Origin of the sequence: Streptomyces cyaneus, from assembly GCF_004028635.1 — a bacterium.
GTDB classification, from domain to species: domain Bacteria; phylum Actinomycetota; class Actinomycetes; order Streptomycetales; family Streptomycetaceae; genus Streptomyces; species Streptomyces cyaneus.
Genome location: NZ_ML138678.1, coordinates 490,440 through 506,950 on the forward strand (window position 1 = coordinate 490,440; position 16,511 = coordinate 506,950).

14 protein-coding genes are annotated in these 16,511 nt (G+C 70.7%); 7 read left to right on the top strand and 7 right to left on the bottom strand.

Annotated elements, in window-relative coordinates:
• Window positions 1-44 precede the first annotated feature (44 nt).
• The 4 genes from EHO50_RS02210 (at window position 45) to EHO50_RS02225 (ending at window position 3,785) form a co-directional block, all read left to right on the top strand.
• Window positions 45-695, top strand: coding sequence for a class I SAM-dependent methyltransferase (locus tag EHO50_RS02210; protein WP_128428928.1), 651 nt, complete (start codon window positions 45-47; stop codon window positions 693-695).
• A gap of 64 nt (window positions 696-759) precedes the next feature.
• A complete protein-coding gene (locus tag EHO50_RS02215; protein WP_128428076.1) occupies window positions 760-1,698 on the top strand; it encodes an N-acetylmuramoyl-L-alanine amidase in 939 nt (312 codons plus the stop codon).
• Between the two features lie 164 nt (window positions 1,699-1,862).
• Window positions 1,863-2,660 (top strand): DUF5336 domain-containing protein, encoded by a 798-nt coding sequence (locus EHO50_RS02220; protein ID WP_128428077.1) that lies wholly within the window; start codon window positions 1,863-1,865, stop codon window positions 2,658-2,660.
• 114 nt (window positions 2,661-2,774) lie between these two features.
• Entirely contained in the window at window positions 2,775-3,785 is a 1,011-nt protein-coding gene (locus EHO50_RS02225) for an LLM class F420-dependent oxidoreductase (RefSeq protein ID WP_128428078.1), read from the top strand.
• Between the two features lie 28 nt (window positions 3,786-3,813).
• Here the strand turns inward: EHO50_RS02225 and EHO50_RS02230 are convergent, their stop codons facing one another.
• Genes EHO50_RS02230 through EHO50_RS02240 form a run of 3 tightly spaced genes read right to left on the bottom strand, consistent with a single transcriptional unit; the run spans window position 3,814 to window position 7,221 of the window.
• Window positions 3,814-4,557 carry a hypothetical protein gene (locus EHO50_RS02230; protein WP_128428079.1) on the bottom strand — a complete coding sequence of 248 codons (744 nt, stop codon included), beginning with the start codon at window positions 4,555-4,557 and terminating at the stop codon, window positions 3,814-3,816.
• Window positions 4,544-6,121, bottom strand: coding sequence for a vWA domain-containing protein (locus EHO50_RS02235; protein WP_128428080.1), 1,578 nt, complete (start codon window positions 6,119-6,121; stop codon window positions 4,544-4,546). Before EHO50_RS02235 ends, EHO50_RS02230 begins: the two co-directional genes overlap by 14 nt.
• Window positions 6,118-7,221 (bottom strand): hypothetical protein, encoded by a 1,104-nt coding sequence (locus EHO50_RS02240; RefSeq protein ID WP_246100987.1) that lies wholly within the window; start codon window positions 7,219-7,221, stop codon window positions 6,118-6,120. Before EHO50_RS02240 ends, EHO50_RS02235 begins: the two co-directional genes overlap by 4 nt.
• 280 nt (window positions 7,222-7,501) lie before the next feature.
• Between EHO50_RS02240 and EHO50_RS02245 the strand changes: the two genes are divergently transcribed.
• Window positions 7,502-7,795 carry a hypothetical protein gene (locus EHO50_RS02245; protein ID WP_128428081.1) on the top strand — a complete coding sequence of 98 codons (294 nt, stop codon included), beginning with the start codon at window positions 7,502-7,504 and terminating at the stop codon, window positions 7,793-7,795.
• Between the two features lie 78 nt (window positions 7,796-7,873).
• Here the strand turns inward: EHO50_RS02245 and EHO50_RS02250 are convergent, their stop codons facing one another.
• From EHO50_RS02250 to EHO50_RS02260, 3 genes are all read right to left on the bottom strand, one after another.
• Entirely contained in the window at window positions 7,874-8,944 is a 1,071-nt protein-coding gene (locus tag EHO50_RS02250; RefSeq protein WP_128428082.1) for a prenyltransferase/squalene oxidase repeat-containing protein, read from the bottom strand.
• Window positions 8,941-9,675 carry a class I SAM-dependent methyltransferase gene (locus EHO50_RS02255; protein ID WP_128428083.1) on the bottom strand — a complete coding sequence of 245 codons (735 nt, stop codon included), beginning with the start codon at window positions 9,673-9,675 and terminating at the stop codon, window positions 8,941-8,943. Before EHO50_RS02255 ends, EHO50_RS02250 begins: the two co-directional genes overlap by 4 nt.
• Window positions 9,676-9,769: 94 nt before the next feature.
• Window positions 9,770-11,257: a glycosyltransferase family 4 protein gene (locus EHO50_RS02260; protein WP_128428084.1), complete on the bottom strand. Its 1,488-nt coding sequence runs from the start codon at window positions 11,255-11,257 to the stop codon at window positions 9,770-9,772.
• 210 nt (window positions 11,258-11,467) lie between these two features.
• On the opposite strand from EHO50_RS02260, the gene EHO50_RS02265 reads away from it, so the two are divergent.
• Entirely contained in the window at window positions 11,468-12,088 is a 621-nt protein-coding gene (locus EHO50_RS02265; protein WP_128428085.1) for a TetR family transcriptional regulator, read from the top strand.
• Window positions 12,089-12,439: 351 nt separating this feature from the next.
• On the opposite strand, the gene EHO50_RS02270 is transcribed toward EHO50_RS02265, so the two are convergent.
• Window positions 12,440-12,619, bottom strand: coding sequence for a hypothetical protein (locus tag EHO50_RS02270; RefSeq protein WP_128428086.1), 180 nt, complete (start codon window positions 12,617-12,619; stop codon window positions 12,440-12,442).
• Window positions 12,620-12,783: 164 nt separating this feature from the next.
• Between EHO50_RS02270 and EHO50_RS02275 the strand changes: the two genes are divergently transcribed.
• Window positions 12,784-16,503 carry a helix-turn-helix domain-containing protein gene (locus EHO50_RS02275; RefSeq protein WP_128428087.1) on the top strand — a complete coding sequence of 1,240 codons (3,720 nt, stop codon included), beginning with the start codon at window positions 12,784-12,786 and terminating at the stop codon, window positions 16,501-16,503.
• Window positions 16,504-16,511 lie beyond the last annotated feature (8 nt).

A 16,511-nucleotide genomic window follows, 5' to 3' on the forward strand; every position in this document is an offset into this window, starting at 1 on the left:
GCATGGGCGCCCACACCCCCGTACGACTGGAAGGACCGACCCTCATGGCCCCGGCCCCCAAGCCCGAGATCCTGGCCGCGTTCGAGGCGGCAAAGGGCTTCATGCCCATGGGCGAGGGGCTCGCGCTCTACGCGGCGGCCGTCGAGGCCGGCCGCCTCGGCCTCCCCCTGCTGGAGGTCGGCACCTACTGCGGCCGCTCCACGATCCTCCTCGCCGACGCCGCCCGCCAGGCCGGGGTGACGGCCCTCACGGTCGACCACCACCGCGGCAGCGAGGAGCAGCAGCCGGGCTGGGAGTACCACGACCCGGAGACGGTCGACCCCGAGATCGGCCTGATGGACACCCTGCCGACGTTCCGCCGCACGCTGCACAAGGCGCGCCTGGAGGAGCACGTGATCGCCCTGGTCGGCCGCTCCCCGCAGGTCGCGAAGGTCTGGGGTACCCCCCTCGGCCTGGTCTTCATCGACGGCGGCCACACCGACGAGCACGCGAACGCCGACTACGACGGCTGGGCCCCGCATGTCGCCGAGGGCGGCCTGCTCGTCATCCACGACGTCTTCCCGGACCCGGAGGACGAGTTCACCGGCCAGGCGCCCTACCGGGTCTATCTCCGGGCACTTGAGTCCGGGGCGTTCACCGAGGTGTCGGTCACGGACTCGCTGCGCGTACTGAAGCGGACGGGGTCAGGGGCCTGAACTCCGGCGCCACTCGACCGTGCCTTCCCGGCACCGGGCGTGGTCGGCCCGTATGGTGGCAGGCGTGTCGTACGTAGGTCCGGACTTCGATCCTCCACAGCCCCGCCGCAACCGCCGCCGAGCCCTGACCGTCGCGGCCGCCGCCCTCGTGCCGGGAGCCCTGCTCGGCTGGGTGATGTACGAGGCGGTGGGCGGCCCCGGCGACGGAGGCGCGTCGGGCAACGCGGCCGTACGGCCGTCCAAGGCGCCGGCGGACACGGGACCGACGATCTCCGCCACGAACGACGACAAGCCACCGGGCCCGACCCCCACTCCCACCGCCGACTCCGGCGCCCTCAAGGGCAAGGTCGTCGTCGTCGACCCGGGCCACAACCCCAACAACTTCCAGCACACGGCCGAAATCAACCGCAAGGTGAACATCGGCACGAACTGGAAGGAATGCGACACGACGGGGACATCCACCAACGACGGTTACACCGAGGCCGAGTTCACGCTCGACGTCGCCCACCGGCTGCGCACACTGCTGCAGAAGCAGGGCGCCACGGTCAAGTTCACCCAGGACGGCGACCGTTCCTGGGGCCCCTGCGTCGACGAGCGCGCCGAGATCGGCAACAAGGCGCACGCCGACGCCGTCGTCTCCATCCATGCGGACGGCGCCAGCGCCGGCCAACGGGGCTTCCACGTCATCCTCCCGGCCAAGGTGAACGCGGGCGCCGCGAACACCGGCCCCATCGTCACCTCCTCCCGCGCCCTCGGCGAGCGCATCGCGGGCTCCTTCGTCCGCGCAACGGGCAGCGCGCCCTCCAACTACGTCGGCGACGGCACCGGACTCGTCACGCGTAAGGATCTTGGCGGTCTCAATCTGTCAACGGTTCCCAAGGTGTTCATCGAGTGCGGCAACATGCGCGATACCAAGGACGCGGCGCAGCTCACCAGTGGCGCTTGGCGACAGAAGGCGGCGCGAGGGATCTCTGAGGGAATCGTGAGTTTCCTGCGCGGGTAGTCATCGGCGGGCTGATCCCGGCGGACACCCTCGTCGGTCGGACGATAAGGTCGTCTTTACGATGAGGGGCCACCCCCGCGCTTCACACCGGGGCCTTACGGCGACATGGTGACAGCGACGCCTCCAGCGATGCCGATGTTGAGACGACTGACGAAGGACCTAAGGTGAATATCCGCTCCCTCACTCGAGGCGACGGCGTGGTGATCGGAGCAGCGGTATTGCTGTTCATCGCGTCGCTTCTCGATGTTGCCAGTTGCGACGGCAGTTACTGCGAAGGTGTCGACATCCCGAACGCCTGGAGCAACCTCGGCCTCGGGCTCGGCACATACATGGCTGGCGTGATCGGCGGCGCGCTCATCGCGGTGGCTCGCCTGCTCCCCCAGCCCCGCAAGGTCGCGGGCCTCGACCTGGGAACGGTCGGCGTCGTCCTGACGATCGCGGCCGCTTGGTCCCTGCTGTGGTGGACCATTGACGCGGAGGGCGCCGGCGCCGGCATCATCCTCGGCCTGATCGCCGCCCTCGTCCTCGCCGCCGGTGCCATCGCCTCCCCCCTGGTCCCCGCCCTCCAGGCCCCCCTCCTCCCGGCCCCCCGCCCTGCCGCCCCCCAGCCCTACGGCGGTCAGCCGCAGGGTGGTTACGGCTACCCGGGTGCCCAGCAGCCGCAGCCCGGGCAGCCGTACGGTGGGCAGCCGCAGCCTGGGCAGCCCTTCGGTGGGCAGCCGCAAGCGCCCCAGGCTCCGCAGCAGCCGCAGGCACCCGCCGCGGACTTCTCGCCGTTCTGGTTCGCCGTACCCGTGGCGCGGCCCCTGTTCGCGGAGGACGGTTCGCCGACCCCGATCGCCGAGCTCGCGCCGGGCACCTGGTACCTGGCCGTCGAGCAGCGCGGTGCGGCCCTGGTCGCGCAGACGCAGGACGGGCGCCGTGGCGTGCTGCAGGACACGTCGGGCATCCAGCGCGGCTGAACCACAAAACCCGTACGACGGCCCCTCACCCTTCCCGGTGAGGGGCCGTCGTCGTACAGTCGCAAGCCTCCACACAGAGCTGACACATCGTCAGGAACCCGTCAGGAGGCAGACATGCGGCTCGGGCTCGCACTCGGCTACTGGGGTCGCGGCCCCTCCGTGGACCATGTGCCCCTCGCCCAGGAGGCCGAGCGGCTCGGCTACGACTCCGTGTGGACCGCCGAGTCCTGGGGTTCCGACGCCTTCACCCCGCTCACCTGGATCGCCGCGCAGACCTCAAGGATCAAGCTCGGTACGGCGGTTGCGCAGATGGCCGCCCGCTCCCCGACCACGACCGCCATGCACGCCCTCACCCTCGACCACCTCTCCGGCGGGCGCATGATGCTCGGGCTCGGGTTGTCGGGGCCGCAGGTGGTGGAGGGGTGGTACGGGCGGCCGTTCCCCCGCTCGCCGCTGACCGCCACGCGCGAGTACGTCGATGTCGTACGGCAGGTCTTCAAGCGCCAAGCCCCCGTCGAGCTCGACGGACGGTTCCACTCCCACCCGTACCGCGGTCCGGACGCCACCGGCATCGGCAAGGCGCTGAAGCCGATCACGCATCCTCTGCGCGCCGACCTCCCGGTTCTCCTCGGCGCCGAGGGGCCGAAGAACGTCGCGCAGACCGTCCGGATCGCCGACGGCTGGCTGCCGTTGTACTGGTCGCCGAGCAGGCCCGACGTCTACGGGGACGCGGTGCGCGACCTTCCGCCGGGCTTCCTCGTCGCCCCCATGGCCCGGGTCCAGGTCTGCGACGACGTCGCCGAAGGGCTGGTCCCGGTCAAGGTGATGCTCGGCTTCTACATCGGCGGCATGGGGCACGCGGCCCGCAACTTCCATGCCGATCTGATGGCGCGGATGGGGTACGAGGAGGAGGCGCGGCGGATTCAGGAGCTGTTCCTGAGCGGCCGGAGGCAGGAAGCCGTCCTCGCCGTCCCCGATGCCTTCGCCGACGAGATCTCCCTCGTCGGGCCGCGTGAACGCATCGCCGAGCGGCTGGAGTTGTGGCGGAAGGGGCCGGTGACCGATCTGCTGGCGCTGGCGCCGGATCCGCACAGCCTGCGGGTGCTCGCCGAGCTCAACTCATGACGCGTGACCGCCGGCTGGGAGGACACCGTCACCAGAAGATCGCCAGCGCCTCCAGCGTCGCCTCCCGCGTGTCCTCGCGCCAGCCCGTCATCTTGCCGAGGCAGCGGGCCGTGAAGGTGCCGGTGGGGATCGAGCGGCGGGCGTTGCCCGAGGCCACGACGCGTATGTAGACGGGGGGTTGCTGGTCGGCGTACTCCGCGCGTAGGACGAAGCCCTCCGTCGCGTCCGGGACCCGGGTGAACTCCGCCCGCACCGAGACGAACTCCCCTATCCGGCTCAGGTGTACCTCACGGTCGTCGCCGAGGCGGTCGGCGAGGGCACGGTTGGGGACGACCGTCAGTGTGGGCAGGTCGGCGTGGACGATGACGTCGGCGCGTTCGAAGGCGTCGATGAGCATGCCGATGACGTTGATCGGCTTGTCCTTGCGGACGAACTTGCGGAACGTCTCCTGGCTGACGTCGCGCTTCGCGCGGAACAGCCAGGCCAAGAGGCGGGTCCAGATGCCGACGCTCGTGTCGACCTTCGTCCGCAGCTCCACCGCCTCCTCCAGCGCCGACCGGTAGTTGCCGATCTCGTAGAGGTCCATCACGGACTGCTCGTCCAGGTACAGGCAGATGCTGTACGCCGACTGCCAGCGGCGCATCCGGCGGCGCCGTTCGCGGGACTGGCGTACCAGGACCACCGCGAGGACCGCCGTGCCGAGGGCCGTCGCCAGCCAGACCGTCATCCACGGCCACCACATGCTCCACCACAGTGCGTCAGTGACAGCCACGGATCTCCTTGAACGCCTTGGAAAGGGACGAGTGGGCGGCGTCCACCATCCGCCCGCCCGTCTGCGCCGCCGCGCGCCGCAGTTCGCCCGCGTCGGCCTCGCCGAAGTGGACGGGGTAGGTGGGGACGCCCGTGCGTACGGCGGCGGGCAGCGCCTTGTGGTGGCGTACGAACTCCTCGTAGGTGAGGCCCGCGTTGTTCTCGCCGTCCGTCATCAGGACGAGGGAGACGGAGCGGTCCGGCTCAGCGGCCAGTTCGCGGGCGGCGGTGCGGTAACCGTGGTCCAGGGCGGACCATACGGCGGTGGCGTCGCCGTAGCCGCCTCGGGCGACCGTGTCGGCCAGTGTCTTCAGGTCCTTCGGGCCGGTCACGGTGACCGTCTTCTCCTCCAGGACGCGGCCGCCGAAACGGAGCACCGTCAGGCGCTCACCGCGGTAGAAGCGGGTGAACTTGCCGGACGCCGTGGAGTCCGCGCCGCTCAGGTCGGCGAAGGCCTCGCGCAACCCCGTCATGCGGTCACCGCGCATCGAGCCCGAGAAGTCGAGCAGGAAGACGACCTGGTCGGCCGCGCGTCGGTTCGGGTCGCCGTAGTCCGCCAACAGGGCTTCTATGACGGTGAGTCGGTCGGGGAAGTACAGCGCGTTGCCCACCGGCTCGCGCAGCTGCTGCTCCCGGGTGACCGTCGTGCTCACCGGGCGGCGCAGGGCGCGCTGCATGATCTTCTGCTGCGTCGAGTCGCGCTGGAGCCACTCGGTGACCTCGTCGTAGGCGGCACGGCGGGAGGGGTCGAGGAGCAGCAGGGGGAAGTCCGCGAGGACCATGCCGTCCTCGGGGCGGACGACCTCCAGCGGGTCGTCGAGGCGGTCGGTGGCGTTGAGGGCGAGCAGGTCGGACTCGTAGGTGATGAGGGCGTTGGCCCGGTCCTGGTGGTCGACGTACGAGTCGACGAGGGCGGGCCCCGTTTCCGCGGTGAGGGTCTGGCCGGAGCGGAAGCCGCGCAGCCGGTCGCAGGAGACGTCTTCCGGGCGCAGCGTGCCGCCCGTGCCGGCTGCGGCGGTGGCGACGCCGACCAGGGCGGCGAGCCCGCTGGCGGAGTGCCGGGGGTCTGCCATCCCGAAGCGGACCGTGCCGGTCGCGGCGGCGTCGGCGATGTCCGCCCAGGTGAGCCGGCCGCCGGGCACCCCGGCGCGGAGCTTGCGTGCCACGTCCGGGGCGAGGCCGACGACCACCGGGGACGTCATGGTCGCGGTGCGCTGCAACCCCCGTACCGCGCTCTCGGCGGTGAGCCGCAGATAGCGGTCGGAGGACAGCCAGGCGAGGTCGTAGCGGTCGCGGTCCGGGGCCTTCGTCTCGGCGTCGGACCGGACGTCCAGTCGGAGGTCGACGCCGGTCGCCTCCTTCAACTCGCCCAGCAGGGGGGTGAGTACGGCCAGGTCGGGGCTCGCGAGGACGCGCAGCCGTACGGGCTCGTCGGTGTCGTCGCCCGAGCATGCGGTGAGTACGGCGGTCACGAGCGCCAGACAGAGAACGAGACGGAGCGCCAACCCGCTTGCTCTGCCGCTCACTTGACGTCGCCCTTGCGTTCCGGGCAGTCGCCGACCGTCTTGATCATCTGCTCCAGGAGGGGCAGCGGGGGCAGGACCGCCCGGGTGTCGTTGGCGGAGGTGGTGGGCACGGGGATGTGCCGTTCGGTGAGGAACTCGATGAGTTCGTCACCGGCGGTGTTGCCGCTCGTGCCGCTGTTGGTGTTGCGGGCGCGGAAGCCCAGTTCCATGGCGCGGTGCTGGAGTTCGGGGTCCTCGCTGACCAGTTCGCCGAGCCGGGCCCCGTCGCCGGTCAGCGCGACGAGCTGGGGTTCGGTGACGAAGCGCGTCGACGGGTAGAGCAGGACGCGCTCGTCGTCCGTGCCGCCCTTCTGGGCCTGGTGGCGGATCTGGTGGGAGAGGAACTGGTGCTCGTAGATCACCGAGATCGGGGCGATGCTCTGGCCGTCGGGGGACAGATACGTTTCCGCCCGCTCGGAGCCCGGCAGGCCCTGTTCGACGAGGAGGGGCTTGATCTCCTGGGCGACCGCCGCGGCCTCCGTCTCGTCGTTCGGGGCGTCGTTCTTGTTCTCGACGAAGGCGACCAGGCCGAGGTAGGTGCCGGCGGAGTTGGATTCGCAGATGTCGGAGGTCTGGGCGAGGATCTTGTTGGAGTTGTGGACACCTTGCCGTTCGATGCCGATGTCGTTCCAGCGTCTGCCCTCCCGGGTGAGCTTCACGAACGCGGTCATGTCGAGCGTGTAGTACATCGGTCGGCCGCCCGGGACCTGCTGCGGTTTCGCGACGCCGTGGTCGCTGAGCGCCTCGGCGTAGTTCCGGTACGTGGCCAGCACGATGGGGCTGACGAACGGGCGGTACAGGAGCGCCGGGCGGTTCGCCTCGGCGCGCTCGCGGCTGATCAGGTCGGCGGCGGGCTGGCCGGAGGGGAAGACGACGTCGTACCCCTCGAAGTCCTGGTTGGCGATCTCGCGGGAGCCCATGCTCGTGATGTGCACACGGAAGCCGTGCTTCATCAGGAGCCGCTCGACCTCGGGGTCCTGGAAGAAGTCCCGCTTCGAGGCCATCTTCGCCTCTATGGTGACCACCTGCCGCAGCGGCAACAGCAGGTTCCCGCCGGCCACGAGGAGAACCAGGCCGATGACGGGGACGGGTAGCGCCAGCGCCAGCGCTCTGCGCAGACGGCGGCGCGGGGGTCTGGAGACGGTTAAGCGGGGCTCTTCAGTGGCGGGTCGGGCGGGTCTGTTCGCGGGCACCTGCGTTCTCCCCCCGTGGCTGGGGCAGGATCGTCGGTGATCACGATGTACCCCGAACGACCGTACGGGGAACGCGGGTTGAACGTCGCAAACCGTTCGGGTTCCGGGCAGGGGGTTTCAGTCAGGCCGCCAGGGCTACCCGAGGGGCATGTCCCCTCGATATCGCAACGGTTCCAACCAGGCCGGAACGGTCATAGCGATCGTCGCCGACATCATGGCCCTCATCCTGGGCCTGTGGATCCTGATGTACCTGCTGGACGCCAACCGCGCCAACGCCTTCGTCCAGTTCATCCATGACGCGGCCCGCTGGCTGGCGGGCTGGTCCCATGACCTGTTCACGTTCGACGAGGCGTGGGCGCGGGTGGTGGCCGGGTACGGGCTCGCAGCGGTGGTCTACCTGTTCGTGGGCCACGCGATCGCCAATCGCGTACATCGCCACTGACGCCCTGAGGGGCGCGGGGAACTGCGCGATCAACCACAGACAACCCGCACCCGCCAGACGACAAAGACATCCGAGCTCTCAGGCGCAGCAGTCCGGGTCCAGCCCCGTCGGCAGGCGATCCCCGCCGAACACCGCACACGTCGCCTCATGCCCGCCCAGCGCCGCGACGGCCAGCAACAGCGACCCCGCGGTCCAAGTCGTCAGCTCCTGCGGCCAGATGGCGTCGTCGTCGAAGACGTACCCCGTCCAGTACAGGCCGCTCTCCGCATCCCGCAGGTGCTGGATGGACTGGAGGATCTCCAGCGCCCGGTCCGACTCTCCCATCGCCCACAGGGCCAGGGCGAGTTCGGCGGACTCGCCGCCCGTCACCCACGGGTTGGGCACGACGCACCGCACCCCGAGCCCGGGGACGACGAAGCGGTCCCAGCCTTCCTCCATACGGGACTTGGCCTCGGCGCCCGTCAACGCGCCGCCCAGCACCGGGTAGTACCAGTCCATCGAGTAGCGGTCCTTGTCCAGGAACCGCTCCGGGTGCCGGCGAATCGCGTGCCGCAGCGCACCCGCGGCCAACTCCCAGTCCGGCTGCGGCTCTTCCCGCTGCTCGGCGATGGCCAGCGCGCACCGCAGTGCGTGGTGGATCGAGGAGGAGCCGGTCAGCAGGGCGTCCTGCGTCGCGGTGCCGTCGTCGTCGCGTCGCCAGCCGATCTGTCCGCCCGGCTGCTGCAGCTGGAGGACGCACTCGATCGCCGCGTAGACGGACGGCCACATGCGGTCCAGGAACGTGTCGTCGCCGGTGGAGAGGTAGTGGTGCCAGACGCCTACGGCTATGTAGGCGACGAAGTTGGTCTCGCGGCCGGTGTCGGTGACGTCGTCGAAGGCGCCGTCCGCGTAGGCGGCGTACCAGGAGCCGTCCTCGTTCTGGTGGGTCGCCAGCCAGGTGTACGCCCGCTCGGCGGCCTCGTGCTCACCGGCCGTGTCCAGCGCCATTGCCGCCTCGACGTGGTCCCACGGGTCGAGGTGGTGCCCGCGGAACCACGGGATGGCTCCGTCCTCCCGCTGCACGGCGAGGATGCCTGCGACGGTCGCGGCGGCCTGCTCGGCGGTGAGGACCCCGGGCAGGACGAGGTGTTCTGTCCGGGGAGTGGTCACGAGGTGGCCACCTGAGGCAGGTGGGGCTTGGTCGCGTACGCCACGAAGCTCTTGCCGATCAGCGGGTTCAGCGCCTGTTCGGCGACCCGGGTGGCCAGCGGTTTCTTCATGATGTCCCAGACCAGCAGCTTGTGGTACGCCCGCACCGGCAGGGCCTTGTCGTTGTCGACGCCGAACGCGCACTTCAGCCACCAGTAGGGCGAGTGGAGGGCGTGGGCGTGGTGGGTGCCGTAGGGCTTGAGGCCGGCCTCGCGGATCTTCGCGAGCAGCTCGTCGGCCTTGTAGATGCGGATGTGGCCGCCCTCGACCTCGTGGTAGGCGTCGGACAGTGCCCAGCAGACCTTCTCGGGGCCGTAGCGCGGGACGGTGATGGCGATACGGCCGCCGGGCTTGAGCACCCGGACCATCTCGGCGAGTACGCCCTTGTCGTCCGGGATGTGCTCCATGACCTCGGAGATGATCACGACGTCGAAGGACTCGTCGGGGAAGGGCAGCGCCAGCGCGTTGCCCTCCATGGCCGTGGCGGTCGCGCCCTCGGGTGCCTCGCCCGCCTCCTTCATCGCCGCGAACCACTTCGCGACCTCGCGGATCTCCTCACCGTTCTGGTCCAGCGCGACGACCTGGGCGCCGCGCCGGTAACACTCGAACGCGTGCCGGCCGGCACCGCAGCCGAGGTCCAGGACGCGGTCGCCCGGGGCGAGCGGGAACCGGGAGAAGTCGACGGTCAGCACGGGGGCCTGCTTTCGCGATCGGAACGGTTGGAGGGGCGGGTGTCGGTGGTGCTGGTGGTGCTCGTGGTGCTGGTGGTGTGGACGGGGAGGGCCGTCATGGGGCGACCTCAGTGACGCGGGCGGCGTCGCCGGCCTTCGCGGCCTCGGTTACGCGTACGGCGTCGCCGTCCTCGCCCACCGCGCGCTGCCCGGTCCCCGACCCTCGCGGGGTATCGGCCACCCTCGCCGGTACGGCGTGTGCGTAGGCGGCGGAGCCGCGTGGGGCGCCGCCCGCGGAGTGGGCTATGGCCTCGCGGTACCGGGCCACCGTCCCCTCGGCGGCCTTCGCCCAGGTGAAGTTCCGCAGGACCCGCTCGCGTCCGGCCGCCCCCAGGCGGTCCCGCAGTTCCGCGTCGCCCAACAGGCGGCCCAGCCCGGCGGCCAGCGCCCCGGGGTCTCCCGGCGGTACCGCCAGGCACGTCTCGCCGTCCCGCCCGGCGACCTCCGGGATCGCCCCGCCGGTCGTGGCGACCAGCGGCGTGCCCGTGGCCATGGCCTCGGCGGCCGGCAGGGAGAAGCCCTCGTACAGCGAGGGCACACAGGCGACCTGCGCCGAGCGCACCAGGTCGACGAGTTCCGCGTCGGAGATGCCCTTGACGAACTCGACGGCGCCTTCGAGGCCGTACCGCTCGATCGCCTGCGCGACCGGCCCCTCCTCGGGCCGCTTGCCGACGACGACGAGATGGGCGTCGGGGTGCTCGGTGCGGACCTTGGCGAGCGCCTCGACGAGGAAGACCAGGCCCTTGAGGGGGACGTCGGCACTGGAGGTCGTGACGATCCGGCCGGGGATCTGCCGTACCGACGGATCCGGCGAGAAGAGGTCGGTGTCCGCGCCGATGTGGACGACGTGGATGCGGTCCTGGCGTACGCCGAGGTGGTCGACGATCTCCGCGCGGGACGTGCCCGACACGGTCAGCACGGAGGGCAGGCGGCGTGCGACGCGCTTCTGCATGCGGGTGAAGGCGTACCACCGGCGTACGGACATCCGTCGCTGCCAGCCCTGAGCCGCGTCCAGCTCCAGCTGCCGGTCCACGGTGATGGGGTGGTGGATGGTGGTGACGAGTGGGGCGCCGACCTCGCCCAGCAATCCGTATCCCAGGGTCTGGTTGTCGTGCACGACGTCGAACTCGCCGCGCCGGGCGCGCAGATGGCGGCGGGCGCGCAGCGAGAAGGTCAGCGGCTCGGGGAAGCCGCCGGTCCACATGGTCGCCACTTCCAGCGCGTCGATCCAGTCGCGGTACTCGTCGCGCTTCGGGGTGCGGAAGGGGTCGGGCTGGCGGTAGAGGTCGAGGCTGGGGAGCTCGGTGAGGGTCAGGCGGCCCGCGTAGTCAGCGCCCTCGTCGAGGACGGGGTAGGGCTGGGAGCCGATGACCTCGACGCGGTGGCCGAGGCGGGCCAGCTCGCGGGAGAGGTGCCGTACGTAGACGCCCTGGCCGCCGCAGAACGGGTTCCCTTTATAGGTGAGGAGCGCGATGTCGAGCGGTCGCTCGCCGTCGGCGGCAGGGTCCTGTGGAGACCCGGCCTCCCTGGCCTCAGCGGTCACTCTGGGCCCCCTTCTCCCTGCACTGTCCCGCGAGATTACGCCGGGACGCTAATCTAGAACAAGTTTCAGACTTGATCGTTCAAGAGGCTCTGAATCTACCGGCAGGTAGCGCCGCTGTGAGCGATGGATCAGGTGATTCACGCCACGGCCGACGCCCTGGCATGCTCTGTCCGGTCACTCACCCTCACCGACTGTCACGGAACGGGATCCATGCCTGCGGAAGCCAGTAGCGCAAGCCCTGCCTCACCGCCCCTCACCGAGCGGCAGGAGGCCCGTCGGCGGCGCATCCTGCACGCCAGCGCGCAGCTCGCCAGCCGGGGTGGTTTCGACGCCGTACAGATGCGGGAGGTCGCGGAGTCCTCGCAGGTGGCGCTCGGCACGCTGTACCGGTACTTCCCGTCCAAGGTGCATCTGCTGGTCGCCACGATGCAGGACCAGCTGGAGCACATGCACGGCACGCTGCGGAAGAAGCCGCCGCAGGGGGAGACGGCGGCGGAGCGGGTGGCGGAGACCCTGATGCGCGCGTTCCGTGCCCTGCAGCGCGAGCCGCACCTGGCCGACGCCATGGTCCGGGCCCTGACCTTCGCCGACCGCAGCGTCTCGCCCGAGGTCGACCAGGTCTCCCGGCAGACCACGGTGATCATCCTGGACGCCATGGGCCTGGAGAACCCGACGCCCGAGCAGCTCTCCGCCGTCCGTGTCATCGAGCACACCTGGCACTCGGCGCTGATCACCTGGCTGTCGGGCCGCGCCTCGATCGCCCAGGTGAAGATCGACATCGAGACGGTGTGCAGGCTGATCGACCTGACGGCGCCGCAGGCGCGGGCTTAGGCGGCGGCTGGGCGGCCGGGCACACCAAGGACCTGCCCAGGCACACGAAGAACCTGCCCAGACACACGAAGGACCTACGAGACGGGTTCCCTTCGCCGGTATTACCCGGATCAGGTGATGGGGGTCGCCTTCCGGTCTTCCGACCTCTCGGTCTTCCGACTTTCCGGCCTCTCAGCCCGGACCGTCGACGTCGGCCCCAGCGGAAGCCGTCTGCCTCCAGCCAGAGTCGGCTACTCCGGTTCGAACTCCCTCACTCGTCCCGTAGGCCAGTACCAGAATATAACCACCGAAGCAATATAGAACACCCTAAAGGGGAGATTTTTTCGCCCGGTGGTGGGCATGGCATGGCTGCTACCGCCTCCTGCGGAGACGCAAGGTGTCCAGGAGCTGGGCAAGCACCTTGAGGGCCGCCTGGCGTCGGGCCGGCTTGCGGGACCAGACCGCGGGGAGGACGACACCGACGTAGACCGCGGTGAAGACGAGCACGGTGAGCACGACGGGCAGTGGCGTCTGGGGCAGCTGGAACGGCATGGTGCGTCCTTTGGGAGCGATGGTCGACGGCTTGCGCCGTGATCGTCGCCCGCCACGGCCGCCCCACGGCCAGGTCCCGACTGCCGCCGAACTCCCGGCGGAAGACGCAGGTCACGCCGTACGCTTCGGTGGTATCCGCCGAACCGTACCGAAGGGGCTGGGAGTTGGCCGCACCACCGGCGGGTCCCGTCGCGGACTTCTGCGCCGAACTGCGCCGCCTCGTGCGCGCCTGCGATGTGCCGCAGGCCGAGATCGCGCAAGCGCTCGGGCGCGGCACCAGCTCGGTCTCGGAGCTGCTCAACGGCCGACGGCGCAAGGCCCCGGACTGGGAGGCCGTCCGACGGATCGTGGCCCTGTGCGCGCGACGGCATGCGCCACCGGCCCGGCCACCCGCGGGAGTGCGCATCGACGAGGGGTGGTGGCGCAGCCGGCACGCCGAGCTGGAGCGCACCGTGGAACGCACGCGGACGACGCCCTCGCCGGAGCCGGAGCCGGAGCCGGAGCCGGAGCCGGAGCCGGAGCCGGAGCCGGACGGTCACCGATCCCCCGCCCTGTCCCCCGTTGCTCCCGCCCCCGCCTCCTCGCCCGGGCTCGACGCGGCCGACTGCATGGGCATGGGGACGGAAAAGGCCGTGTATCTGCTGGCCGACGGTCGCCCGGAGCTGATGTACGAGTGGGACCGCCTCCTGCATCCGCTGTACGGGAACGAGCGGCCGCCCTACGTCCTGGACGCCCTGCTGGACGGCTTCCCCCAGCGGGTGCGCGCAGCGCACGGTCTCTCGCGCAGTGCCCTGCTCTGGGCGGCCCAAGTGGTGCTCGCGGCGGCGCTGATCCAGTGCGCGGATCGCCTGTCCCAGCTGGGGGCGCTGGACTTCGTCCGGCTCCTGACCCGCGGCGCGCTGCAGGCCTCCGAGCCGCCGGAAGGCCTCTCTCCGCCAGGATGTGCGCCACCGTTACCGCCCAGCAGGCCGGCCTCCGACGCACCCGCGCGACGGGCCCGGTACGACCACTGCGTGTGGCTGGTCGGCCAACTGTCCGCGTCCTGCCCCGAGTTCGCGCTGACGACCGCCCCGCTGGGAACCGTCGTGCGGGACACGGCCGACGGCCCGGGCGGGACCGGTCTGGCGGGCCTGGAAACGCTCCTGACCGAGTACGCGGGCCGGGACAAGCCCTCCGCGGCCGGCCGCGCCCGGCTGCGTGACCCGATCGCCTCGCTCGAATCGTCCGGCCCCCAGCTGCCGAGCCTGGCGCGGGGATACGTCAACCCGCGTTTCCGGGTGGCCGACCAGGAGCGGCAGGACGGCTTCGAGCACGGCGTCGCCTCGAACAAGTGGGTCGCCTCGGACAAGTGGTGGGAGCAGCAGCCCTCGTACGACACGATCGAGCACTTCTTCGCCGCGTACCTGCTGGGCCTGCCCGCCCTGCTCGCGCCCCTCGTGGTGCTCGGCCACCCCGGCGCCGGCAAGTCACTGCTGACGAAACTCCTGACGGCCCGGCTGCCGGCCGACGAGTTCCGCCCTCTGCGGGTGGAGCTGCGGTACACGCCGGCGGAGGCGGACGTGCAGACGCAGCTGGAGCACGCTCTGCGGCAGGCGACGGGGCGGTCGGTGAGCTGGCCGGACTGGTCCGAGGCGGAGCCCGGGGTGATCCCGGTCGTGCTGCTCGACGGATTCGACGAGCTGCTGCAGGCGGGCGCCCAGCGGCTGGACTCGGCACGACAGTGGGGGTACCTGCGCGAGGTCGAACGCTTCCAGGAGCGTGAGGCGGAGCTCGGCCGCCCCCTGGTCGTGATCGTGACCAGTCGCACGGTGGTCGCCGACCGTGCGGACATCCCCCGCAACAGCCAGGTGCTGCGGCTGGAGCCGTTCGGGGAGCAGGAGATCGAGCGGTGGCTGGCCATCTGGAACACCGCGAACGCGGACTACCTGGACCGCAACGGCCTACGGCCGCTGGCACCGCAGGCCGTCCTGCCGCACCGGGAACTCGCGGCCCAGCCCCTGCTGCTGCTCATGCTCGCGCTGTACGACTCGGTCGGCAACGCGCTGCACCGGCGGCACGACGAGGACATCAGCCGCACCCAGCTGTACGAACGGCTGCTCACCGAGTTCGTCCGCCGACAGATCGACAAGGACGGCCCGCTGCCTCCGGCACAGGTGGGCGCCGCCGTCGAACGTGAGCTGCACCGTCTGTCGGTGATCGCCCTCGGCATGTTCCACCGTGGCGCGCAGGCGATCAGCGCCGAGGAGGCGGATCAGGACCTGCGGGCACTCGGCGCCCCGGCGGACCGCGGCTGCGGGTTGTTGTTCGGACGGTTCTTCTTCGTGCACGAGGCCCAGGCCGTCGTCACGGAGGAACGCCTGCGCAGCTACGAGTTCCTGCACGCGACGTTCGGTGAGCATCTGGCCGCGCGGCTGATCGAACGGACGCTACGGGGCCTCGACGGCCAAGCCCCTCCGGACGACGGCGAGTTGTACGCCCTGCTGTCGTTCACTCCGCTCACCGACCGGGCGCAACTCGTGCAGAACCTGCGGGACATGCTTGCGGCGTGGCCGGATCGGCCGTCGGCCGAACTGGTGGAGCCGCTCATCGGACTGTTCCGGGCGGCCGCTTGGGGCCCTGAGGGCCGTACGAATGTGGGGTACGTCCCGGTCCGGCAGACGCGGACCTACCGGGACGCGGTGTACGAGGCCAACCTGCTGCTGATCACGGTGCTCGCCGCGGGCAAGGTGCACGCGTCCCAACTCATCGGTCCCGAAGGCGACTTGGTCGCCGGATGGCGACGGCACGCGATGGCATGGCAGGCGCAGATGTCCACGGAGTCGTGGGACCTGCTGTGCTCGACGCTGAGCCTCGACCGCTGTCTGCGCCCCGCTCCGGACGAGCCCGCCGGACAAGCCCCTGACCTGGTCATCAGCACGGACTTCGAACCGCTCGGCCAGCACGAGCTCGGCTGGCCGCGCCTGTCGATGACCTCCACGACATCCTCCGCGGGCGATGCCGCGTCCGTGATCAGGCGGGTCATGTTCACGGCGGACGGCGACGCGGAGCTGCTCCTGCACACCAGCTATCCGTTCCTGGTCCAGCTGCCCAGCGCCGTGGCCTGGAACCAGCAGGACTCCCGAACCGCGGCTCAGGCTCTCGTCGCCCTGCTCATCAGGGACATGGAGGACCCTCTGACGATTCCTGACCTGTACGTCACATGCCTGGACCAGGCGGTCTCGCTGGATCCTCTCGAGAGAATCACTCTTCTTGAGGCACTACTGCGCCAGCTGGTCCACGACGCCCCCGCGATGCCCGACGAGGCCCTGGCCCCCGTCCTGTCCACCCTGTACCTGACTCTGAGCAGGATCACGGGCCTCACCACCCCGGCGATGAATCAACTGGTTCTACGCTGCCTCCGCGACGCCCTGGAGCGCGGAAGCCCCACCCTGGCCGAGGCGCTCAACTCCTTCCGCGTGTTCTTCGTCGAGCCCGATACTTACCGCATCCCCGGGCAGACCCGGAGGTTCCCGCTCCACGACCTGCGGGACCTGGTCCGGCTGAGCCACTCCACCCACACCTGGCAATGGGCAGGCTCACTACGCGGCGACGCCGTGGCCCGTTACCTCGACAGCGCCCTCGCCGATCTCGATCTCCGGCAGGTCGCCGCAACCCACGCCTCGGTCCTCATCGACCTCCTCCGCCTCGCCACCGAACTCGACCTCCGCGACTGGCTCTCCGCCCATGCCGCCGAGATTCTCGAAGCGCTGCCCGCCGCAGCCTTCGGTCTCCTGCGCCCCTCGGACCTGCGCCCGTTGCGGGCCGCGCTGCCGAAGGGTGCGTACGAGGCCGAGTTCAAGGAGGTGGAGTGGACCTGGCGCGGCCCAGAACCGGCATCACTCTGACGACCGCC

What these genes read in the sequence shown, in the direction of transcription:
- EHO50_RS02265 (WP_128428085.1), top strand. Translation starts at nt 11,468, where the DNA reads ATGCCTGCGGAAGCCAGTAGCGCAAGCCCTGCCTCACCGCCCCTCACC.
- EHO50_RS02270 (WP_128428086.1), bottom strand. Translation starts at nt 12,619, where the DNA reads ATGCCGTTCCAGCTGCCCCAGACGCCACTGCCCGTCGTGCTCACCGTG.
- EHO50_RS02210 (WP_128428928.1), top strand. Translation starts at nt 45, where the DNA reads ATGGCCCCGGCCCCCAAGCCCGAGATCCTGGCCGCGTTCGAGGCGGCA.
- EHO50_RS02225 (WP_128428078.1), top strand. Translation starts at nt 2,775, where the DNA reads ATGCGGCTCGGGCTCGCACTCGGCTACTGGGGTCGCGGCCCCTCCGTG.
- EHO50_RS02245 (WP_128428081.1), top strand. Translation starts at nt 7,502, where the DNA reads ATGTCCCCTCGATATCGCAACGGTTCCAACCAGGCCGGAACGGTCATA.